Below are 20,582 nucleotides of genomic sequence, written 5' to 3'. Positions count from 1 at the left end.
ACCGTCTCCCTCGCTGATCCCGCGCTGATCCTCCTCTGCGGACGAAGGATCACCGGAAGGGTCAGCCCGCGGGGCGGAGGTCGTAGGCGAAGACGACGTCGGGGTAGGCCGGGTTGTCGTTGTAGCCCTGGATGCCGCCCAGGTAGGCGCGCTGGTAGTTGACCACCCACGGCACCGCGGCCGCCGCCTGCACCTCAAGCAGCCGGCGGTCCAGCCGCGCGTACGCCCGCTGCGCCGCCGCCCTGTCGGTGACGGTCAGCTCGGGAAGGGTGTCGATCAGCCCGTCCGCGACCCGGTCCTTCAGGTACGTCAGGTTGAACTCGACCTTCTCCGCGCTCCTGAACACGTTCGTGAACCACGAGTAGGCGTCGGCGTAGTCGGGCCACCAGTACATCAGGAAGATGTCCTGCCCCCGCGTCTTGCCGCGCGCCCACTGCGCCTCCCACGGCATCGCCCTGGCCACGAGCGTGACGTTGAGCGGTTCGAGCGTGGCCGCCAGGCGCTGGACGAAGACGCGCTGGTCCTCGTCGCCCTGGGCGTAGGTGAGGGTGAGGCGCAGGTTGCGCCCGCCGGGGCCGTACCCCGCGGCTGCCAGCAGCCGCGTGGCGCCCTGGAGGTCCTGCTTGGGTCTGCGGTCGGGCAGATGGCCGAGCAGTCCCTCGGGGATCACCCCCGTAGCGGGCGAGGCGGCTCCGCGCAGGGCCCTCAGCGTGCCGTCGTAGTCGATGGTCTTGCGCAGCGCCCTGCGGATCCGCACGTCGGTCAGCGGTCCCGAGGCGGTGTTGAAGAGCAGCATCGCGGTCTGGAACGACGGTATCTCGGCCGTGCGCACCCCGGCGGTCCTGGCCGCCCTGCGGTAGAGGGCGGGGTTCAGCCGGTGCACGAAGCTGGCCTCGCCGCGCAGCAGCCGCTGCCACGCCTCGTTGTGGTCGGGGATGACGATGTACTTCACCCTGGTGTAGTGGGGCCTGTCCCATCCGCCCCAGTAGGGCCGGTACGCCTTGAGCGTGAGCTCGTCGCGCTTGCCCTTCTGCCAGCTGGCCACCGTGTAGGGCCCGGTGCCTGCGTCGCGTCCCGCGGCGAACCAGGCCTTGAGGTCGGTGGAGGCGGCGGTGTCGTAGATGTAGGCGGCGTAGCCGGAGGAGGCGACGAGATCGAGCGGCACGGCGTACCTCAGCGTGAAGGTGACCGTGAGCGGGTCGACGGCCCTGATGCTCTCGACCGCGTTCCAGATGTAGGACGGCCCGCTCTTGGAGCGCATGGTGCGCTCGATCGAGGCCTTGACCGCGGCGGAGTCGAGCGGCCTTCCCGTGTGGAAGGTGACGCCGGAGCGCAGGGTGAACGTCCAGGTCCTGCCGTCGGAGCTGGCGCGCCATGAGGTGGCCAGGCGAGGACCCGCCTTCTTGGTGACCGGGTTGTAGACCGTCAGCGACTCGTAGACGTTCTGCATCGCGATGATCTCGTTGGAGTACGAGCTGGCAGGGTCCCAGTCGGTGACCACGCCGAGGTTCTCCACGTAGACGAACGTGGACTCCTTGGCGGGCGGCGGCTCCTGCCGCGCCTGTTGCGCCTGCTGGCCCGAGCAGCCGGCCAGGAGGAGCGTGAGCGCGGCCGCGATCAGCCGACGGCGCATCTGTCTCCCCCACTCCCCGATCTTGTGGTGAACTTACTGCAAGATCACGAAACAGCGCCGAAAATCCCGAAAAATCGGGAAATTGTGTGGGCCTATTGCTAGGCTCTCCTGTGTCCCAATCCGGGGTTCCGATGCCAGGGACCGACCGGAGTGAGGTGCCATGGCCCGAAGCCGCACGATCAGGGTGAAGATCGTCGGCCTACTGTTGGTCCCGCTTGTCTCGATGGTCACTCTATGGGTCATCATCGTCGCGGTGACAGCAGGGGAGAGCCTCGAACTTCGCTCGTACAAGGAGCGCTGGACCAACCTGCGCCTGCCGGCGAGCAAGCTGATCAGTGAGCTCCAGCGCGAACGCCTGTCCTCGGCGTCGCTGGTCGTCGACCGCGCGACCGCCGACGAGCAGGCCGCGGCCTACACCCAGCGGGCCAGGACCGACACCGCGAGGGAGCGCTTCCGTCAGCTGTCGGAGCTCTCGCGCGGCTCGTCCACGCCCGCCGTCCGTACGGAGATCGACACGGTGCTCACGCAGCTGGCGCACCTCGAGGGGATCAGGGGTGAGATCGACGCGGGCCTGTCGCCGATCCTGCCCACGATCGAGGCCTACAACGCGATCTCCGACGCGCTCTTCGGCCTGCAGCGCAGCGTGGCGCTGATCGACGACATCCCGATCTACGAGCAGTCGCGCCTGGTCATCAACCTCGGGTACGCCAAGGAGCTGCTGACCAGGGAGCAGGCGATCGCGGTCGGCGATCCTGGCGAGGAGGAGCGCAAGCTCTTCACCCAGCTCGTCGGCAACCGCCGCTTCCTCATCGACCAGGCCCTCGCCGAGCTGGACGCGCCGCTGCGCGAGATCCAGGTGGGCATCATCACCTCGCCCGCCTACCAGCGGCTGCGGATCATGGAGGAGCAGATCATCGCGGGCCACGCGCCCGCCGACTGGCCCACCGCCTCCGACGCGCTGGCCACCACCATCCAGGAGGCGCAGAACAGCGCCAGCATCCTGCTGTCCGAGCGCGCCGAGCCGGTCGCCGACGCGGTGCTCGTGCGGGCGCTGGTGCTGGCGGGCACCGGGCTGGTCGTGGTGGTGGTCTCGATCGTGATCTCGCTGCGGATGGGCAACAGGCTGTCCAGGGAGCTGGGCACGCTGCGCCAGGCCGCCCTTGAGGTGGCCGAGTCCAGGCTGCCGCAGGTGGTGCGCAAGCTGCGCCAGGGCGAGGAGGTCGAGGTGCCCGCGCTGACCGTGCCGGGCAGGACGGCCGAGATCCAGGACGTCGGCAAGGCCTTCGCCACCGTCCAGCAGACCGCCGTCGAGGCGGCCGTGGGCGAGGCGAAGCTGAGGGCGGGCGTCGGCCAGGTCTTCCGCAACCTGGCCAGGCGCAGCCAGACACTGCTGCACCGCCAGCGCATCCAGCTGGACGGCATGCAGCGCACCGCCACCGACCCGCAGGCGCTGGACGACCTGTTCCGCCTCGACCACCTCACCACCAGGATGCGCCGTCACGCCGAGGGCCTGATCATCCTGTCGGGCGCCGTCCCGGGGCGTGGCTGGCGCAAGCCCGTCCCGCTGCACGACGTCGTCCGCGGCGCGTCCGCCGAGGTGGAGGACTACACCAGGGTGAGCGTCTCCCCCATGCCCGACCACTCGCTGGCGGGGCCCGTGGTGGGGGACGTCATCCACCTGATCGCCGAACTCATCGAGAACGCCACCGTCTTCTCCCCTCCGCACACCGCGGTCACCGTCCGCGGCGAGCTCGCCGCCCACGGGTTCGCGATCGAGGTGGAGGACAGGGGCCTCGGGCTGAGCGAGGAGGAGCTGGCCGATCTCAACGAGCGGCTGGCCAACCCGCCGGAGTTCGATCTCGCCGACAGCGACAGGCTCGGCCTGTTCGTCGTCGCCCGCCTGGCCGCCAGGCATGACATCCGCGTGACGTTGCGCGGTTCGCCATATGGAGGGACCACCGCCATCGTGCTGATCCCAGGAGAACTCGTCTCCGAGCGAACAAGCTCGGAGGAGGAGAGCGATGCCCCGCAGGAGCACGACCCCGAGCCTGCCCGGCGGATGCGGGTGGTGACCAGTGACTGAGGAGCGCTGGCTGGACGAGGACGCAGGTCCTATCGTCCCCGCCTACCTGCTGACGCGTGGTCGCACCGTGCCCGCGAGCGAGGCCATCGACCTCATCGCCGTGATCATCACGGCGGGCGGTCTCGCGATGCCCGTGGGGCTGAACCCCGAACACCTGATCATTCTGCAGCAGTGCACCAAGCCCACCCGTCTGGTGGACGTGGCCGCCGAGCTGAACCTGCCCATCGGCGTGGTGCGCGTGCTGGTCGGCGACCTGCACGCGCAGAAGCTGGTCGAGGTCGAGAAGCCGCCTCCCGCGCCCGACGCGAAGGTGATGCTGGAGGTGATCAACGGGCTGCGAGCCCTCTGAGCGCAGGAGCTCGGGCCGAGAGAGCGAGGCACGAGCCAACGAGGACCGAAGCGGGCGCGACCATCAAACACTGAGCGCAGGAGCTCGGGCCGAGAGAGCGAGGCACGAGCCAACGAGGACCGAAGCGGGCGCGACCATCAGGCACTGAGGACGAGCTCGGCCCGGTGGCAGGCGACCTTCCTGCCGGCCACCTCGCGCGGCTCGGGGGCGCTCTCGCACTCCGGTAAGGCCAGCGGGCAGCGCAGCCTGAACGGGCACCCCTCGCTCGCAGGGGCCGCCTCCGTCCTCCCCCTCGCCACCGGCGGCTGCCCTCCGAGCCTCGGCACGGCGTCGCGCAACGCCAGCGTGTAGGGGTGCGCGGGCCGCCGCAGCAGCTCGCCCGTCGGCCCCGACTCGACGACCCTGCCGGCGAACAGCACATGAGAGGTACGGCACAGCCGCTCCACCACCGCCAGGTTGTGGGTGATGAGCAGCCGCTCGGCCTCGAGCCCTTCGAGCAGCTCGAGGATCCTCGCCTGGACGGTGACGTCGAGCGCGCTGGTCGGCTCGTCGAGGATGAGCAGCTCCGGCCGGACGGCCAGGGCCCTGGCGATGACCACGCGCTGACGCTGGCCGCCGGAGAGCTGGTGGGGCCTGCGCGCGGCGAGGGCAGGGTCGAGCCCGACCTGCTCCATCAGCGCGGGCACCGCGGCTCTGTCGCGGCTTCCCTCGGCGATGGAGCGGGCCACCGACATCCTGGGGTCGAGCGACTCGGCCTGGAAGACCGGCTGCACGGCCTTCCTGAACGCCTTCATGCCCACCTTGCGCAGGTCCTTGCCGTTGAAGGCGATCGTGCCGCTCATGGGCCTGAGCAGCCCGAGGAAGGCGCGGGCCAGCGTGGTCTTGCCCGAGCCGGACTCCCCGATGAGGCCGACGCCCCCCTCGGTGATGTCGAGTGTGACGTCGTGGACGACGGGGCGGCCGCCGTACCCGAGGGTGACGCCGTCGGCGCGCAGGATCATGGGAGCGCCTCCAGCAGCTCGCGGGTGTAGGGATGGTCGGGGTCGCGCAGCACGTGGCGGGCGGGGCCCGCCTCCACGACCACGCCGTCCTTCATGACGAGCACGCGGTCGGCGATCGTGGAGACCAGGGCGAGGTCGTGGGAGACGAGCAGGACGGCCAGGCCCCGCTCCTCGCGCAGCCCGCGCAGCACGCCGACCACCTCGGCCTGGACGGTGACGTCGAGCGCGCTGGTGGGCTCGTCGGCCAGGATCACCTCGGCGCCCAGCGCGATGGCCATGGCGATGGCGAACCGCTGGGCCTGCCCGCCGGAGATCTCGTGCGGGTAGCGGCGCAGGATCGCCGGGTCGAGCAGCACCGCCTCGCACGCCTGGGCCATCACCGCGTCGATCCCGCGCGACCCCTTGCCCATGGAGCCGGGACCGCCCATGGAGCCGGGACCGCCCGTGGAGTCGGGGCCGCCCGTGGAGTCGGGGCCGCCCGTCAGGCTGGGGCCGCCCGTGGAGCCAGGACCACCCGTGACGCCGTGGAGTCGCAGCGCCCTGCGCATCAGGACGCCGAGCCTGGTCGTCGGGGAGAGCGCCGCCTGCGGGGACTGGATGACCAGCGCCGCCTTGGCGCCGCGTACGGCACGCAGCGCGCGGGGCCGCGCCTTCATGACGTCCACCCCGCACACCGACACCTCGCCCGACACGCGGGCGCCCTCGGTGAGGCCGAGCAGCGCGAGCAGGGTGGTGGACTTGCCCGAACCGCTCTCCCCCACGATCGCCACGCACTCGCCGCGCCCCACGTCCAGCTCGGGGACCTCGGCCACGACCCTGTCGCCGTAGGCGACGCGCAGATCCCGCACCCTGATCACCTGATCACCGTCCTTCGCGGGTCGAGCGCGCTCCGCAGTCCCTCGCCGAGCACGTTGAAGGCGAACGCGGTCACCAGGATGGCCAGGCCAGGAAAGGTGACCACCCACCAGTTCGTGGTGAAGAGGGCCTGGCCCTGCTGCACCATCAGCCCCCACTCGGCGGTCGGCTCGTGAGCGCCCAGCCCCAGGTAGGACAGGGCTGCCGCGGTCAGGATCACCCCTCCGGCGTCGAGCGAGAGCTGCACGAGGACGGGCGTGATCGAGTTCGGCAGCACGTGCCGCCACACGATCACCGGCGCGGGCACGCCCAGGCAGCGGGCCGCGTCGACGTAGCTCCTGGTGGACACCGAGGCGGCCACCGAGGCCGACAGGCGGGCGTACCACGGCCACCAGGTCACCGCGATCGCCAGGATCACCGTGGTCACGCTGGGCTGCAGCACGACGGCGAGCGCGAGCGAGAGCAGCAGCGCGGGGAAGGCCAGGAAGATGTCGGTGATCCGCATGATCACGTCGCGGATCCAGCCGCCCGCGTATCCGGCCACGACGCCGAGCGTGACGCCCACCAGCGCCGAGACGGCCAGCACGGCAGCGGCGATCGCCAGCGAGGTGCGCCCGCCGTACAGGATCTGGGTGAGGATGTCGCGCCCCACGTGGTCGGTGCCGAACCAGTGCGAGGAGCTGGGCTCGAGCAGCTTGTCGAGCGGCCTCGGGTCGTTCTCCTCGTACGGCGCCAGCCACGGCGCGAAGAGCGCCGACGCCACGATGAGCACGAGCAGCACGGCCCCGAAGGCGGCCAGGCGGTCGGGCATCCTGGGCAGCCGCCTGCGCGGCTCGACGACGGTCATCGCGTCCTCACCCTGGGGTCGATGACGCCCTGCAGCAGGTCCACGACCAGGTTGACCAGCACATAGACCACGGCGACCAGCAGGGTGACGCCCGCGATGCCCGGAGTGTCGGCCGAGGTGATCGCGTTGAAGGCGTAGCGGCCGAGACCCGGCCAGTTGAAGACCGCCTCGACCAGGAAGCCGTTGACCAGGGAGTAGGCGAAGACGAGCGCGATCAGCGACAGGACGGGGTTGAGCGCGGGGCGCAGCGCGAACCTGGTCAGGATGGTCGTCTCGCCGAAGCCCAGGGCGCGCTCCAGCCGTACGTGCTCCTGGCCTGACTCCTCAATGAGCGCGGCGCGGGTCATCTGGGCGATCACGCCCGCCGGGTAGGCGGCCACGACCAGCGCGGGCAGCACGAGGTGGTCGAGCGTGCTGGTGAAGATGGGCCAGTTGCCGGTGATGAGAGCGTCCACGATCGTGATGTTGGTCCAGAGCGTGAGCGGGCTGGTGGTGTCGAGCGAGGCGTCGTACTCGCCGGCGACAGGGAACCAGCCGAGGTGGCTGGCGAAGACGGTCTGCAGGGTGAGCGCGAGCCAGAACACCGGCACGGAGACGGCCAGCATCGAGCCGAGCCGTACGCCGAGGTCGGGCAGCCTCGCCTTGTGACGGGCGGCGAGGACGCCCACGGGGATCCCCACCACGATCGCGAGGATCAGGGCCGCGCCCACCAGCTCCAGCGAGGCGGGGAAGGCGGTGAACAGGTCCTCGCGGACCGGCTGCCTGGTGCGCAGGCTGGTGCCCCAGTCGCCGGTGACCAGGTCCCTGACGTAGTTCCAGAGCTGGACGTGGAGCGGCTGGTCCAGCCCGAACTGCCGGCTCGCGGCCGCGAGCTGCTCGGGCGTCGCCTTGGGCCCGGCGTAGGCGACGGCGGGATCGCCAGGGACCAGCCGCATGATGACGAACGTGAGCGTGACGACGCCGGCCACGACCAGGAGGGCCTGGCCGAGCCGGCGCGTCAGATACCCGATCACCCGGCGAGCGTCAGATCGTAGAAGGAGACGACGTTCGGGTAGGCGGGGTTGTCGACGTACCCCTGCACGCCCGCCGTCAGCGCGCGCTGGTAGGTCTGCACGTACGGCACCGCCACGGCGGCCTTCTCCTCGATGATCTTCTTCTGCAGGTCGGCGTAGGACTGCTCGGCCGCCGCCCTGTCGGTCGCCGTCAGCTGGGGCAGCGCGTCGATCGCCTTGTCGATCGCCTCGTCCTTGAGGTAGGAGAGGTTGAAGGAGACGGGGTCGGCGCTGCGGAAGACGTTGACGAACCACGAGTAGGGGTCGGCGTAGTCGGGGAACCAGTACATGACGAAGATGTCCTGGCCCTTCTTCTTGCCGAGGTCCCACTGCGCGTTCCACTGCATCGGCTTGGCCTGCAGGGTGACGTTCAGCTTCTTCAGCTGCGAGCTCAGCAGCGTGACCATGAGCTGCTGGTCGGCGTCGCCCTGGGCGTAGGTGAGGCTGAGCTTCAGCTCGTTGAGGTCGGGCCCGTAGTCAGCGGCGGCCAGCAGCTCCGCCGCCTCCTTCAGGTCCTGCTTCGGCTCCAGGCCGGGGGTGAAGCCGAGCAGGCCCTGCGGCACCAGGCCCGAGCCCTTCACGCCCGCGCCCTCCAGAGCGGCGGCCAGGCCGTCGTAGTCGAGGACCTTCTGCAGCGCCTGCCGGACCTTCACGTCCTTGAGCGGGCCGCTCTCGGTGTTGAACAGCAGCATCAGGTTCTGGAAGGAGGGCGTCCGCGTCGCCTGGACCCCCGGGGTGGAGCCCGCCTGCGCGAACAGCTGCGGGTTGAGCCGCTGGACGAAGTTGACCTCGCCGTTCTTCAGCAGCTGCCACGCCGTGGTCAGCTCGGGCGTCACGCGGAAGGCCACCTTCTTGTACTGCCCCGGCTTCCAACCGCCCCAGTAGTCGTCGAACGCCTTGAGCGTGAGCTCGGTCTCCTTGCCCTTGGCCCAGGTGTCGATCGTGTAGGGGCCGGAGCCCGCGTCGGTCGTGCCGTCCTTCACCTTCTCGACCACGCTGGTGTCGTAGATGTAGGAGGCGTAGCCGGAGGAGGCGACCAGGTCGAGCGGGGTGGCGTACTTCAGCGTGAACTTCAGCGTGCCGCCGTCGGGCGCCTCGATCTTCTTGACCGCGTCCCAGATGTAGGCGGCGCCGCTCTTCAGCTTCATGGTCCGCTCGATGGCCTTCTTGGCGGCCTCGGCGGTGACCGGGTTGCCCGAGTGGAACTTCACGCCCTCGCGCAGCTTGAACGTCCACTCCTTGCCGCCGTCGGCCGAGCTCCACTCGGTGGCCAGGCGCGGCTCGGGCTTCTGACTCGCGGCGTTGTAGCGGGTCAGCGACTCGTAGATGTTCTGCATCGCGATGTTCTCGTTGGAGTACGAGGTCGCGGGGTCCCAGTCGGTGACCACGTCGAGGTTGGGCGCGTAGACGAAGGCCTTGTCGTTGACGGCGGCGGGGGCCGCGCTCGTGCTCGCGCTCGCGCCAGGCTGGGTGGCGGGGGCCGAAGGGGGCTGGCTGGCGCCACGGACCTGGCCGCCCGCGCACGCGGAAGCGGTCATGGCCACGGCGCCGACGACCCCTGCGGTGAGCAGACGCTTGTGCCAGCGCATGGGGGGAGTTCCTTTCGTAGGCGGTGATCCGGGCCTTTCGCCCGGTTTCACCCGACGCGCAAGATCGTATCTACTTACGCCTCCCCCTTCGCGAGTATCACCACATCAGCAGGCCCGCCGCCGCGACGCCCAGCGCGAGGAGGCTCGCCAGCCCCCTGATCACGTTCCACCGCTGCCAGCCCGGCGAGTAGTCCGCCCACAGCCGCTCGGCCGGGCCCGTCCCCGCCTCGAGCGCGTTGTTCATCGGCACGTTGATCGCCATGGTGACCACGAAGGCGCCCACGACGTAGACGCCTCCGGCGGCCAGGAACGCGATGCCCGCCGACGGGCGGCCCTGCGTCAGGAGCAGGACGCCCGTCACGAGCGGCGCGACGTTGGCCGCGAGGAACACCGGCAGGAACAGCGGGTTGAGGATCTTCCTGTTGGCGCTCCTCATCGCCGCGACGGCCCGCTCGGGCTCGATCGCGTCGAGCCCGGGGATCACCGAGGTCGAGAACGCGAAGAACAGTCCGGCCATCGCGCCCAGCAGCAGCACACTGAGCACGGCCGAGGCCATCGTCATCATGATCTACTCCACATTCCACTCGCCGCCGCCCGCGTGGCGCACTCGTCGCTCCGGTCGAAGGGGGGCGTGCCGTTCCGCGAGCCGGCGCCGACCAGCGGCCGCCCGATCGTGCGGGCACCGCCCAGGACCAGATCTGTCATGTCCTCAGCTTGGCGGCGGCGACCGAGACGGGCCATGGCTCACACGCTCAGCCCCATCATCGAGCGTCTAGGCTTCGGCTCATGGACGCTCTCGCCGGACTTCTCGACGGCCCGCGCGCCCGCGGCGCCTTCCTGCTCCGCTCGATCATGACACCGCCGTGGTCGGTCCGCATCCTCGACCGCGCGCCGCTCACGCTGGTCTCGATGCTGCGCGGTGAGGCGTGGGTCCTGCCCGACCGCGGCGACCCCCTGCGCCTGCGTCCGGGCGACGTCGCGATCATGCGGGGCCCCGAGGCGTACAACGTGGCCGACGCCCCCGGCACCGAGCCCACCATCCTCATCCACCCGGGAGAGCGCAGCACCACGGTCGAAGGGGTGGAGCTGTGCGCCTCCATGGACCTGGGCGTCCGCACCTGGGGCGAGAGCCTGGACGGCCCCACCGCCATGCTCAGTGGCACCTACCAGATGCGCGGCGAGATCAGTCAGCGTCTGCTGCTCGCCCTGCCCGCCTCCCTCGTCGTGCCCTCGCTCGACTCCCCCCTGCTCACGCTGCTCGGCGACGAGATCGCCAAGGATCAGCCGGGACAGGAGGTCTTCCTCGACCGGCTGCTCGACCTGTTGCTGATCGCCACGCTGCGGGCCTGGTTCTCCCGTCCCGAGGCGGGCGCGCCCGCCTGGTACCAGGCGCACAGCGACCCGGTCGTGGGCCGCGCCCTGCGGGTGCTGCACAACGAGCCGGCCAGCCCGTGGACCGTGGCGACGCTGGCCGAGCGCGTCGGGGTGTCCCGCGCCGCGCTGGCGCGGCGCTTCACCGAGCTGGTGGGCGAGCCGCCGATGACGTACCTCACGGGGTGGCGGCTGGCCATGGCCGCCGACCTCCTGCGCGAGCCCGACGCGACCGTGGGGTCGGTGGCCAGGAGAGTGGGGTACGGCAGCGCGTTCGCGCTGAGCACGGCGTTCAAACGGGAGCGGGGAGTGAGCCCCCAGGAGTATCGCCTGACCTCCGTGTAGCACCCCTGACGTCGAACGAATATTACACTGTGCGACGATTCTCTGCGCTTCGGCGCGGAGAGGTTACACAGCGTGAGTATCGCGATGTCCCGACTGTCCCCCGGCGGTCGGGCGTGGCTGTGGGTGGTGGTGGCGGCCCTCGCCTGGACCGTTCAGGTCGGAGGGCTCGGCCCCGCGTACGCCGAGGCGTTCACCGCCGAGGGCGAGAACGTCGCCGTCGAACGGCTCCCCGTCTCCGACGACGCCTCCAGGAGGACCGCGCCTCCCGTCCGGCGGCCTTCTCCGCCTTCCCTCCTCGGACGGCACGATCCCGTGGTGGCCACGCCTGCCGCGCGCGCGTGCGTGCGGAAGACGGCGCTCAGGACGCTGCTGTGCGTGTGGCGTACGTGACAGGGCCCGCGCCCGCCGTACCACCACATGATCGGAGCAAGACAGTGAAGGATTCCTGCGTCGTCCTGGAGACATGGACGCACCGCTGCGCCCTGTGCCATGCGGAGTGGAAGCACACCTATGAGGCATGGCACGTCGACAACGGGTGCGGCCGGAGCGCGGTGACCTGGCGCGACCGTGGCCACCTGGTGCCGGCGCCCTGGTCGGACCCCGCCTGCCCGGCCTGCTCGGGCCCCGCCTGCCCGGCCCCTGAGTGTCAGGCGCCGGCCGGGGCTGCCGTCGCCCGCTGACCCGTGCCGCCACCGCGCACCCCGGCGGCGGCACGCCCCCACACCCGACCCGCCCGACCGCTCCCCTCCAGCCGACCGTGTCCCGGCAGCTCCCCTCCAGCCGACCCCCGCGAGGCTCTCCCCCCGGCCGACCTCGTCCTGGCCTTTCCTCGGCCGGCCCTTGGGGCCGGGGCGAAAACGTCGGTGCCTGGGTTTAGGGTTTCGGGTTCAGGCTCGCCGTGACGGCGGGAACCGAAGTTCTGCTGGGCGCGCGCCCTCGGCGGACGGCACCACGCGGCCGGCGGAGGCGCCGGACGGGCTTGCCGTACAGGAGGAGACACAGCGACCACCCGGCAGACAGGAAGAACATCATCCCCCGGTCCGGCAGAATTGAGCGGCGGACCATCGAAAGGCGAATCAGTGCTCTCTATTCACCAGCGGATCGCGGAAGAGCTGGGCGTACGCGACGGGCAGGTGCAGGCCGCGGTCGACCTGCTCGACGGCGGCGCGACCGTGCCGTTCATCGCGCGCTACCGCAAGGAGGTCACCGGCGCGCTCGACGACGCGCAGTTGCGCACGCTGGAGGAGCGGCTGCGCTACCTGCGTGAGCTCGAGGAGCGGCGCACGGCGATCCTCGAGTCGATCGCGTCGCAGGGCAAGCTGACCGACGAGCTCAGGGAGCAGATCGTCGCGGCCGACACCAAGGCCCGCCTGGAGGACATCTACCTCCCCTACAAGCCGAAGCGCCGCACCAAGGCCATGATCGCGCGCGAGCTCGGTCTCGAGCCGCTGGCCGACGCGCTGCTCGCCGACCCGACGCTCGACCCGATCGCCACCGCGGGCCCCTACGTCGTCGAGGGGCTGGCCGACGCGGCCGCCGCCCTCGAGGGCGCGCGCGCCATCCTGATCGAGCGCTTCGCCGAGGACGCCGACCTGATCGGCACGCTGCGCGAGCGCATGTGGTCGAACGGCAGGGCGGTCTCGTCCGTGCGCGAGGGCAAGGAGGAGGCGGGCGCCAAGTTCTCCGACTACTTCGACTTCAGCGAGCCGTTCACCAAGCTGCCCTCGCACCGGATCCTGGCGATGTTCCGCGGCGAGAAGGAGGAGATCCTCTCGGTCGCGCTGGAGCCCGAGGAGGGTCCCGAGTACGAGCTGCGCATCGCCTCCCGCTTCGGCATCTCCGACCAGGGCAGACCCGCCGACAAGTGGCTGAACGACACCGTCCGCTGGGCCTGGCGCACGCGTATCCTCGTCCACCTGGGCCTCGACCTGCGCATGCGGCTGTGGCAGGCGGCCGAGGACGAAGCGGTGCGGGTCTTCGCCGCCAACCTGCGCGACCTCCTGCTCGCCGCCCCCGCGGGCACCCGCACCACGATGGGCCTCGACCCCGGCCTGCGCACCGGCGTCAAGGTGGCCGTCGTCGACGCCACCGGCAAGGTCGTCGACACCGCGACCATCTACCCGCACGAGCCCAAGCGGCAGTGGGACCAGTCGCTGGCCGTCCTCGGGGCGCTGGTCCAGAAGCACGGCGTCGAGCTGATCGCCATCGGCAACGGCACCGCCTCCCGCGAGACCGACAAGCTCGCAGGCGAGCTGGTCAAGCACATGCCGGGGGTGACCAAGATCGTGGTGTCCGAGGCGGGCGCGTCGGTCTACTCGGCCTCCGCATACGCCTCGCAGGAACTGCCCGAGCTCGACGTCTCGCTGCGCGGCGCGGTCTCGATCGCCCGCCGCCTGCAGGACCCGCTGGCCGAGCTCGTCAAGATCGACCCCAAGTCCATCGGCGTCGGGCAGTACCAGCACGACCTGGCCGAGACCAAGCTGTCGCGCTCGCTCGACGCGGTGGTCGAAGACTGCGTGAACGCGGTCGGCGTCGACGTCAACACCGCCTCGGCGCCGCTGCTGACCCGCGTGTCGGGCATCGGGGCGACGCTGGCCGACAACATCGTCCAGCATCGCGACGCCAACGGCCCCTTCAGGTCGCGCACGGCGCTGAAGGAGGTCCCGAGGCTCGGGCCCAAGGCCTTCGAGCAGTGCGCGGGCTTCCTGCGCATTCCAGGCGGCGCCGACCCGCTCGACGCCTCCAGCGTGCACCCCGAGGCCTACCCGGTGGTGCGGCGCATCCTGAGCTCGGTGGGCGCCGATCTCAAGTCGCTCATCGGCAACACCGCGACGCTGCGCTCGCTCAGGCCCGCCGACTTCGTCGACGACACCTTCGGCCTGCCGACGGTGACCGACATCCTGGGCGAGCTGGAGAAGCCCGGACGCGACCCGCGTCCCGCCTTCAAGACGGCGACGTTCAAGGAGGGCGTGGAGAAGCTCTCCGACCTGGCCTCGGGCATGATCCTCGAGGGCGTGGTGACGAACGTCGCGGCTTTCGGGGCGTTCGTGGACGTCGGCGTCCACCAGGACGGGCTGGTGCACGTGTCGGCCATGTCGCGCACGTTCGTCAAGGACCCGCGCGACGTGGTGAAGCCAGGCGACATCGTCAAGGTGAAGGTCCTCGAGGTCGACATCCCCCGCAAGCGCATCTCGCTGACGCTGCGGCTTGAGGACGAGGCCACGCAGGGCGGCGACGGCCGTCCCCGCCAGGGCAGAGGCGCCGGTGCCGGTGAGCGCGGGGCTCGAGGTCCGGGCGAGAATCGTGCGGACGGCGGCCGTCCCGGCGACGGACGTTCGGGCGGTGGCCGCTCCGGGGATGGACAGACCGGCGGCCGTTCGGGCGACGGGCGTACGGCCGGCGGGCGCTCCGGCGACGGCCGTCGGAGAGACACCCGCTCCGGCGGCGGACGCGGTGAGGGCGGCCGCTCTGACGGTGGTCGCTCTGACGGTGGCAGGGCTGACGGCGGCAGGTCCGACGGCGGACGTGGGAACGGTGGCGGCAGGGGTGACGGCGGCCGCCAGGGCGGCGGACAGCGCCGCCAGGGCCGCCCCGCCCCGACGGGCGCGCTGGCGGAGGCTCTGCGCAAGGCCGGCCTGGCGGGCGACGACCACTGACGACTGATGGGCGCCGCCGATCCCGTATGGCGGCGCCCACCTTCCAGGCCCTGCTCGCGTTAGCCCTGGCCGGACCTCCATGAGCCCGCTGAGCGGTGGGCCTGGCCGAGGGTGTGTTCAGCGGCGAGCGGACGGGGGCCGCTGACGGCCCGTCTACTGGGTACGGTCATGGGGTGGGTGCCAAGGACAACACCAGCGACCTCTACCGCGAAGCCGTACGCCAGGCACGTGACCTGCTCAGGTGGCGATCACCGTTGCGGGCCGAGCTCTGGGCGAGCAGGCTGGCCGCCGCCTCAGGACCAGAGGGGACGGCCGAGCCGCTCGTTCGCCGCGCGACCAAGGACCGCACCCGCGAGGCGCGCCTCCTGCTGACCGCACTCGCCGCCCTGTCTCCCTCGGCCCCCGAACCCCAGGGCGAGGCCGACACCACCGAACGTCCTGCGGAGAAGCCCGAGGGCCGTCCCGAGACCGGGGAAACGACGGGAAGCGGAGGTCGCGTCGACGCCCAGGGTGCCGGTGGGGAGGCGTGGATGGGGTTGATGGGGCGGGCTCGGGTGGAGGGGGCCTGGTACGGCATGGCCGACCTCCATGGCGAGCAGGCCCTGGCGATCCTCTCCTTCGTCTACCCCAACGGCAAGGAGCCCCACCTGGCCGTCGTGGCCATCGACCAGGCCCACGGCGGGTTCGCGGTCGACGCCGTGATCGAGGAGCCCAAGTTCCTCGACGACCTAGACGTCCGTCCCGCCGACCCCGCACTGGTGGCAGGGCGCATCCTCGACGCCTTCGACCTCACCGACGCCGTCATGGGCGCCCCCGTCGCCGACACGCTGCCGGCGGCCCGCGCGATCGTGCTGGCCAGAGCCAGGTCCGTCGAGCACCCTCTCCGGCACGCCCCCGACGACACCGTGACGAGCTTCGCCGGTCTGCCCGACCTGCCCGGCGCGGATGAGGCGTTCGCCACACTTGTGGAGTTCGTCGGCGATCGTCCTTCGTGGTGGAGTCCGGCCAGAGTCACGCAGTTCCTCACCTCGTGGCTGCCGAGGGAGGCCATACTCAGCGACGCGGCCGTCAGCGCGATACCGCAGGTCCTGCGGGCATGGACACGCCATCTGGGTGATCGTCCCGAGGTGCTCCAGCGCGTCGAGGCCGACTCCCGCGACCTGCCGCAGGCGATGGCCGACGAGTTGCGCTTCAGCCTCGCCAAGCGGCTCAGGCTGGCCGAGCTGCGCCACCAGGGGCCACAGGACTGACCGCGGCCGCTATGCTGCGCAGTGACCTTATCTGCGGCCCATTGAGGGAGAGCACACCATGTACAAGGAGTTCGCGGCCGAGGCTGTCGTGTGGGTGGTCCCGATCGTGGTCCTCATCGGCCTCGCCCTCATGATCACTGCCTGATCGAAGGCTCGTGGTACCAGCCCGCGTGACGGCTCCCGCAGGAGCCGTCCGTGGGCTTTCGGCGTTTCCCGCCCGGTGGGATCAGCGGTAGTAGAGGTAGCGCACGGAGGTGTGCGCCCTGACGTACCAGCGTCCGTAGTCGTAGCGGTCGCGCCACATTCCCGCGAGCTTGCCCGTCCTGACGGTGCACGAGGCGACCCGCACCTTGCCGGCCCGCATCGTGCCGACCCAGTCGCTGCAGCTGCCGACGCTCCTGCCGTTGACCTTCAGCTTGGCGGTGAGCCTGACGCTGTAGACGGTCTGCCGGGAGACGTTCTTGATGCGCACGTTGACCCTGCACGTGCTCCTGCAACGCCCGAAGTACGGCTTACCGCGCAGCAGCTTCGGGCGAGCCGACGACGCCGAAGAGGCCGACGACGCCGATCCGGCCAGTGCCGCCGACGACGACACCGGCGCAGCGGACACCGCAACCCGCGCCGCGGCCGGAGCGGTGACCGTCCTGGTGACCGCCCCCGAAGACGCAGAGGCCACGCCGGGTGCGACGAACACCACCGACGCGGCCGCGGTCAGGACAGCGATACTTCTTAACATCAAACCCCCAGATTCCCGGACGAACAGACGCGACGATTAACCGCTATACCGGCCCGCCTGTCAAACGTGGCTAGGACGCCCAGGCCAGGAGCGGCCCGCCCTCCCTGAGCCGTCGCAGCGCCTGCTTCTCCAGCTGCCTGATGCGCTCCCTGGTCAGCCCCAGAATGTCGGCGATTTCCTGATAAGTCATGACCTTGCCGTCGACCAGGCCGTACCTGCATCTGATGATGAACGCCTCGCGCTGCGGCAGCGACCGCACCAGCTCGCGCAGCTCCGCCGACAGCGCCCGCAGCTCCATCAGCTCCTGCACCTGCAGCAGGTCCTCGTCGGCGATCAGGTCGCCGACGCTCGCCTCGCCGTTCTCCCCGACGGGGGTGTCGAGGCTGATCGTCTCCTTCGCCAGCCTGCGCAACCCGGCGACCTGCTCCACCGTACGGCCGGCCGATCCGGCCAGTTCCTCCTCCGACGGCTCCCTGCCCAGGTCCGAGGCGAGCCTCCTGGCGATCCTGGACAGCCGCGAGACCTCCTCCGCCACGTGCACGGGCAGCCTGACGGTCCTGCTCTTGTCGTTGATGCCGCGCTCGATCGCCTGCTTGATCCACCACATGCCGTAGGTGGAGAACTTGTACCCGCGCCGGTAGTCGAACTTCTCCACCGCCCGGATCAGCCCGAGGTTGCCCTCCTGGATCACGTCGAGCAGGGGAAGCCCCCTGTGCGCGTAGCGCTTGGCCGCGGCGACGACCAGGCGCAGGTTGGCGCGGATCAGCCGGTCCTTGGCCTGCTCACCCTCCATGGCGACGACGCGCAGCACGTGCCGGTCGTCGCCATGGGCGAGCAGATGCCGCGCGTACAGGCCCGCTTCGACCCGCCTGGAGAGCTCGACCTCCTCCTCGGCGGTGAGCAGCGGGACCCTGCCGATCTCCTTGAGGTAGTCACCCAACAGGTCCGCCATGCCGCCCGACTACCCGACAAACGGCGGAGAATGCCCCGATTCGCTGAGTTCGGCGATGGCCAGTTCGGCAGTGGGCCTGATCTCGAAGAACTTGTCGAGTGCGGTGATGGCGAACAGGTGCTTGCACCGCCCGTTCAGACCGGACACCAGCATCCGTCCGCCCGAGGCGGTCACCGCCTTGTGCAGGTAGACCAGCACGGACAGGCCCGAGGAGTCGCAGACGCTCACCGCCTGCATGTCGATAATGATCATCGGGGGCAGACTGAGGTCGAGCGCCTTGGTGACCCGATCACGTACCTCGGCGGCCGATCCGAAGTCGAACTCTCCCGTGAGCCTCGCGATGACGCAGGGACCTTGCAGTCCGAGGCTGATCGACAAGGCCTGCTCCGCAGTCACCCAGCTCCACCTACCCGTGTAGCACTGTCAGATCCCGCTACTTTACGAGAAGTAGCGGGCGGGGTTGGTAACCAGGAGCTGTTCCAGATGCGCATCTGTTACACCGGAGGCGCGCAGCGCAGGCAGAACGTCATCGTGAATGTGGTCATAACGCCAGTTCGGAGCCACCAGAGGGACACCTTCGTCCCACTCTCCGCCGAAATAGTCCATGAAGCAGGCGGTGTCGTGGCTCAGCACCATCCTGTCGGCGTAGCCCAGCTCGCACAGCGCGGCGATCGTGGCGACGCGCTGCTCGGTCGGGTTGTACATGTCGAGCCCGAACCTGTCCATCCCGAGGATCGCGCCGGTGTCGGCGAGCCTGCGCAGGTAGTCGAGGTCGTTGCTGTCGCCCGCGTGACCGACGACGACCTTGCGCAGGTCGACGCCCTCCTTGGCGAACAGGTCGAGCGCCGGCAGTCCCGACTGCGACGGCGCGTCGGTGTGGACGGTGATCGGCGCGCCGGTCCGCACGTGGGCCTGGGCGGCGGCTCTGCACATCCGCTCGACGCCCTCGGTCAGCCCCCGCTCGTCCACCACGCACTTGATGAAGGCAGCCTTGACCCCCGTGTCGGAGATGCCCCGGGTGAGGTCGCGGACCATGTCGTCGATCATGGGGTCGGGCATGTCCATGAGCAGCCCCGGCCCGCGGTGCTTGTAGGGGTGGGGCGGCTGGTCGTAGAAGTACAGGCCGGTGGCGACGATGATGTTGAGCTCGGGCACCTCGTCGGCGATGCGCTGGATGCGCGGGATGTATCGCCCGAGCCCCCAGACGGTCGGGTCGACGATCGTCCGCACACCCTTCGCGGCCACCGCCTTGAGCTTGCCGATGGCGTCGGCGACCCTGAACTCCTCGTCCCACCAGTCCCCGTCGCCGTAGTTGTCCCTGTGCTCGGTCGACAGCGCGAAGATGTGCTCGTGCATCAGGGTCTGGCCGAGGTCGCCGACCTCGACCTGCCCGCGGACGGTGGGAACGGTGGGCATGAGCAACCTCCCATACCGGCTGGTCTGTTCGCGCCAACCTACGTCAAACGATCCTCGGGAACAATGGCGAGGGCTCGGGCAGGCGCGCCCCCTCCACCTGCGCCGTCACCCTCGCCGCCGCTTCGGGCAGGAAGACCTCCAGCTGTACGGCGAGCGTCCTGCACGCCTGCACCAGCGTCGCCAGCGCCACGTCAGGATCGGCCTGCCGCCACGGCCGCTCCCTCTCGATGTACCTGTTGGCCTCCTCCACGATCGACCACACCGCCGACGCGGCCGCGCGGAAGTCGAAGGCCTCCAGCGCCGCGTGGACCCGCTCCTCGACGTCGGGCACGAGCGGTTCGGCGGGCACGTCGGGCACGTGGCCCCCGCGGAACCTGTGGACCATGGTGACAACCCGCTTGACCAGGTTGCCGAGGCCGTTGGCCAGGTCCTCGTCGTGTCTGGCCGCCAGCCGTCCCTCGGTGAAGTCGGCGTCGCCGACGCGCGGCACCTCGCGCAGCAGCCACCACCGCACGGCGTCGCTCCCGTAGCGGGCGGCCAGTTCGACGGGGTCGACCGCGGAGCCCGAGGACTTGGAGATCTTGCGGCCCTCGACGGTCAGGTAGTCGTGGACGTAGATCTCCGTGGGCAGCGGCTCACCGGCCGACAGCAGCATCGCCGGCCAGTAGACGGCGTGGAAGCGGATGACGCCCTTGCCGACCAGGTGGATCTTCCGTCCTCGCGCCCACCAGCGCTCGTAGTCGTCCAGGGCGGTGACGTAGTTGGCCAGGGCGTCCCACCAGACGTAGACGACCTGCGAGGGGTCGCCTGGCACGGGGATGCCCCAGCCTCTCGCCCGCTCCTGCGAGCGGGAGATGCTGATGTCCTCGAGCCCCGCCTCGATGAAGGCCAGGATCTCGTTCCTCCTGACGGCGGGCTCCACGCGCAGGCGGCCGTCAGCGATGAGCTCTCTGAGCCGGTCCTGGTAGCGGGACAGGCGGAAGAACCAGTTCTTCTCCTCGACCACCTGCAGCGGGCCGCCGTGTTCGGGACAGCTGTCCTCGGTGGCGAACTGCTCGCAGCCGACGCAGTACAGGCCGGAGTAGTGGCGCTGGTAGACGTCGTGCGCGGTGGCCCGCCACAGCCGCTCGACGCCCTGCCGGTGCGCGGGGTCGCGGCTGGTGCGGACGAAGGAGTCGAAGGAGAGCGCCAGGGGTTCGCGCAGCTCCTCGAAGGCTCTGGCGTTGCGGTCGACGAACTCCTGCACCGGCACGCCCGCCGCCTGCGCGGCCAGCACGTTCTTCAGCGAGTTGTCGTCGGTGCCGGTCTGGAAGCGCACGGGCTCGCGCCTGCGGTAGTGCCTGGCCAGCACGTCGGCCTGGACGATCTCCAGCGCGAACCCCAGATGGGGACGGGCGTTGACGTAGGGGATGGTGGTCGTGATGTACATCGGAACCTCCACAGGGGC

19 protein-coding genes are annotated in these 20,582 nt (G+C 70.5%); 7 read left to right on the top strand and 12 right to left on the bottom strand.

The window, feature by feature from the left end; all coding sequences use genetic code 11:
• Nucleotides 1-61: 61 nt before the first annotated feature.
• A complete protein-coding gene (locus ABFX50_RS21125) occupies nt 62-1,633 on the bottom strand; it encodes an ABC transporter substrate-binding protein (protein ID WP_346148812.1) in 1,572 nt (523 codons plus the stop codon).
• Nucleotides 1,634-1,856: 223 nt separating this feature from the next.
• Here ABFX50_RS21125 and ABFX50_RS21120 point away from each other — a divergent pair, with 223 nt between their 5' ends.
• Complete coding sequence (locus tag ABFX50_RS21120) at nt 1,857-3,716, top strand: sensor histidine kinase (RefSeq protein ID WP_346148810.1); 1,860 nt, start codon at nt 1,857-1,859, stop codon at nt 3,714-3,716.
• Nucleotides 3,709-4,065 (top strand): DUF742 domain-containing protein, encoded by a 357-nt coding sequence (locus ABFX50_RS21115; RefSeq protein WP_344840033.1) that lies wholly within the window; start codon nt 3,709-3,711, stop codon nt 4,063-4,065. Before ABFX50_RS21120 ends, ABFX50_RS21115 begins: the two co-directional genes overlap by 8 nt.
• Nucleotides 4,066-4,202: 137 nt before the next feature.
• Here the strand turns inward: ABFX50_RS21115 and ABFX50_RS21110 are convergent, their stop codons facing one another.
• The 6 genes from ABFX50_RS21110 to ABFX50_RS21085 all read right to left on the bottom strand — a co-directional run bounded on the left by ABFX50_RS21110 (nt 4,203) and on the right by ABFX50_RS21085 (nt 9,974).
• On the bottom strand, nt 4,203-5,066 hold the full coding sequence (locus tag ABFX50_RS21110) for an ABC transporter ATP-binding protein (RefSeq protein ID WP_346148808.1): 864 nt from the start codon (nt 5,064-5,066) through the stop codon (nt 4,203-4,205).
• Entirely contained in the window at nt 5,063-5,923 is an 861-nt protein-coding gene (locus ABFX50_RS21105) for an ATP-binding cassette domain-containing protein (RefSeq protein WP_346148806.1), read from the bottom strand. The genes ABFX50_RS21110 and ABFX50_RS21105 overlap by 4 nt, the downstream gene beginning before the upstream one ends.
• Nucleotides 5,920-6,768, bottom strand: a complete 849-nt coding sequence (locus ABFX50_RS21100; RefSeq protein WP_183656992.1) for an ABC transporter permease — start codon at nt 6,766-6,768, stop codon at nt 5,920-5,922. Before ABFX50_RS21100 ends, ABFX50_RS21105 begins: the two co-directional genes overlap by 4 nt.
• A complete protein-coding gene (locus tag ABFX50_RS21095) occupies nt 6,765-7,781 on the bottom strand; it encodes an ABC transporter permease (RefSeq protein ID WP_183656990.1) in 1,017 nt (338 codons plus the stop codon). The genes ABFX50_RS21100 and ABFX50_RS21095 overlap by 4 nt, the downstream gene beginning before the upstream one ends.
• Entirely contained in the window at nt 7,778-9,409 is a 1,632-nt protein-coding gene (locus ABFX50_RS21090) for an ABC transporter substrate-binding protein (protein ID WP_183656988.1), read from the bottom strand. The genes ABFX50_RS21095 and ABFX50_RS21090 overlap by 4 nt, the downstream gene beginning before the upstream one ends.
• A gap of 97 nt (nt 9,410-9,506) precedes the next feature.
• Nucleotides 9,507-9,974, bottom strand: a complete 468-nt coding sequence (locus ABFX50_RS21085) for an anthrone oxygenase family protein (protein ID WP_346148801.1) — start codon at nt 9,972-9,974, stop codon at nt 9,507-9,509.
• A gap of 221 nt (nt 9,975-10,195) precedes the next feature.
• On the opposite strand from ABFX50_RS21085, the gene ABFX50_RS21080 reads away from it, so the two are divergent.
• The 4 genes from ABFX50_RS21080 to ABFX50_RS21065 all read left to right on the top strand — a co-directional run bounded on the left by ABFX50_RS21080 (nt 10,196) and on the right by ABFX50_RS21065 (nt 16,031).
• The gene (locus tag ABFX50_RS21080) at nt 10,196-11,125 is read left to right on the top strand and encodes an AraC family transcriptional regulator (protein WP_346148799.1); all 930 of its coding nucleotides are present in this window, start codon (nt 10,196-10,198) and stop codon (nt 11,123-11,125) included.
• A gap of 72 nt (nt 11,126-11,197) precedes the next feature.
• Nucleotides 11,198-11,515 (top strand): hypothetical protein, encoded by a 318-nt coding sequence (locus tag ABFX50_RS21075; protein ID WP_346148797.1) that lies wholly within the window; start codon nt 11,198-11,200, stop codon nt 11,513-11,515.
• Between the two features lie 689 nt (nt 11,516-12,204).
• A complete protein-coding gene (locus ABFX50_RS21070; protein ID WP_346148795.1) occupies nt 12,205-14,781 on the top strand; it encodes a Tex family protein in 2,577 nt (858 codons plus the stop codon).
• A 173-nt stretch (nt 14,782-14,954) separates the two neighbouring features.
• On the top strand, nt 14,955-16,031 hold the full coding sequence (locus ABFX50_RS21065; protein ID WP_346148793.1) for a hypothetical protein: 1,077 nt from the start codon (nt 14,955-14,957) through the stop codon (nt 16,029-16,031).
• 226 nt (nt 16,032-16,257) lie between these two features.
• Here ABFX50_RS21065 and ABFX50_RS21060 read toward each other — a convergent pair whose 3' ends face one another.
• Nucleotides 16,258-16,503 (bottom strand): hypothetical protein, encoded by a 246-nt coding sequence (locus ABFX50_RS21060; protein ID WP_183656973.1) that lies wholly within the window; start codon nt 16,501-16,503, stop codon nt 16,258-16,260.
• Between ABFX50_RS21060 and ABFX50_RS21055 the strand changes: the two genes are divergently transcribed.
• Complete coding sequence (locus ABFX50_RS21055) at nt 16,496-16,807, top strand: hypothetical protein (RefSeq protein ID WP_346148790.1); 312 nt, start codon at nt 16,496-16,498, stop codon at nt 16,805-16,807. The two genes, ABFX50_RS21060 and ABFX50_RS21055, sit on opposite strands and share 8 nt — an antisense overlap.
• 30 nt (nt 16,808-16,837) lie before the next feature.
• Here ABFX50_RS21055 and ABFX50_RS21050 read toward each other — a convergent pair whose 3' ends face one another.
• Genes ABFX50_RS21050 through ABFX50_RS21035 form a run of 4 tightly spaced genes read right to left on the bottom strand, consistent with a single transcriptional unit; the run spans nt 16,838 to nt 20,564 of the window.
• Nucleotides 16,838-17,719 carry a sigma-70 family RNA polymerase sigma factor gene (locus ABFX50_RS21050; protein ID WP_346148788.1) on the bottom strand — a complete coding sequence of 294 codons (882 nt, stop codon included), beginning with the start codon at nt 17,717-17,719 and terminating at the stop codon, nt 16,838-16,840.
• Nucleotides 17,720-17,728: 9 nt separating this feature from the next.
• Complete coding sequence (locus ABFX50_RS21045) at nt 17,729-18,115, bottom strand: STAS domain-containing protein (protein ID WP_346148786.1); 387 nt, start codon at nt 18,113-18,115, stop codon at nt 17,729-17,731.
• 42 nt (nt 18,116-18,157) lie between these two features.
• The gene (locus ABFX50_RS21040) at nt 18,158-19,135 is read right to left on the bottom strand and encodes a phosphotriesterase family protein (protein WP_346148784.1); all 978 of its coding nucleotides are present in this window, start codon (nt 19,133-19,135) and stop codon (nt 18,158-18,160) included.
• A 43-nt stretch (nt 19,136-19,178) separates the two neighbouring features.
• The gene (locus ABFX50_RS21035; RefSeq protein WP_346148782.1) at nt 19,179-20,564 is read right to left on the bottom strand and encodes a methionine--tRNA ligase; all 1,386 of its coding nucleotides are present in this window, start codon (nt 20,562-20,564) and stop codon (nt 19,179-19,181) included.
• Between the last annotated feature and the right edge of the window lie 18 nt (nt 20,565-20,582).

This window comes from Nonomuraea recticatena, assembly GCF_039533245.1.
In the GTDB taxonomy this organism is placed as follows: domain Bacteria; phylum Actinomycetota; class Actinomycetes; order Streptosporangiales; family Streptosporangiaceae; genus Nonomuraea; species Nonomuraea roseola.
This window is presented reverse-complemented; position numbering and strand designations above follow the sequence as displayed.

What these genes read in the sequence shown, in the direction of transcription:
- ABFX50_RS21125 (WP_346148812.1), bottom strand. Translation starts at nt 1,633, where the DNA reads ATGCGCCGTCGGCTGATCGCGGCCGCGCTCACGCTCCTCCTGGCCGGC.
- ABFX50_RS21120 (WP_346148810.1), top strand. Translation starts at nt 1,857, where the DNA reads ATGGTCACTCTATGGGTCATCATCGTCGCGGTGACAGCAGGGGAGAGC.
- ABFX50_RS21110 (WP_346148808.1), bottom strand. Translation starts at nt 5,066, where the DNA reads ATGATCCTGCGCGCCGACGGCGTCACCCTCGGGTACGGCGGCCGCCCC.
- ABFX50_RS21100 (WP_183656992.1), bottom strand. Translation starts at nt 6,768, where the DNA reads ATGACCGTCGTCGAGCCGCGCAGGCGGCTGCCCAGGATGCCCGACCGC.
- ABFX50_RS21090 (WP_183656988.1), bottom strand. Translation starts at nt 9,409, where the DNA reads ATGCGCTGGCACAAGCGTCTGCTCACCGCAGGGGTCGTCGGCGCCGTG.
- ABFX50_RS21085 (WP_346148801.1), bottom strand. Translation starts at nt 9,974, where the DNA reads ATGATGACGATGGCCTCGGCCGTGCTCAGTGTGCTGCTGCTGGGCGCG.
- ABFX50_RS21080 (WP_346148799.1), top strand. Translation starts at nt 10,196, where the DNA reads ATGGACGCTCTCGCCGGACTTCTCGACGGCCCGCGCGCCCGCGGCGCC.
- ABFX50_RS21055 (WP_346148790.1), top strand. Translation starts at nt 16,496, where the DNA reads ATGCGCACGTTGACCCTGCACGTGCTCCTGCAACGCCCGAAGTACGGC.
- ABFX50_RS21050 (WP_346148788.1), bottom strand. Translation starts at nt 17,719, where the DNA reads ATGGCGGACCTGTTGGGTGACTACCTCAAGGAGATCGGCAGGGTCCCG.
- ABFX50_RS21040 (WP_346148784.1), bottom strand. Translation starts at nt 19,135, where the DNA reads ATGCCCACCGTTCCCACCGTCCGCGGGCAGGTCGAGGTCGGCGACCTC.
- ABFX50_RS21035 (WP_346148782.1), bottom strand. Translation starts at nt 20,564, where the DNA reads ATGTACATCACGACCACCATCCCCTACGTCAACGCCCGTCCCCATCTG.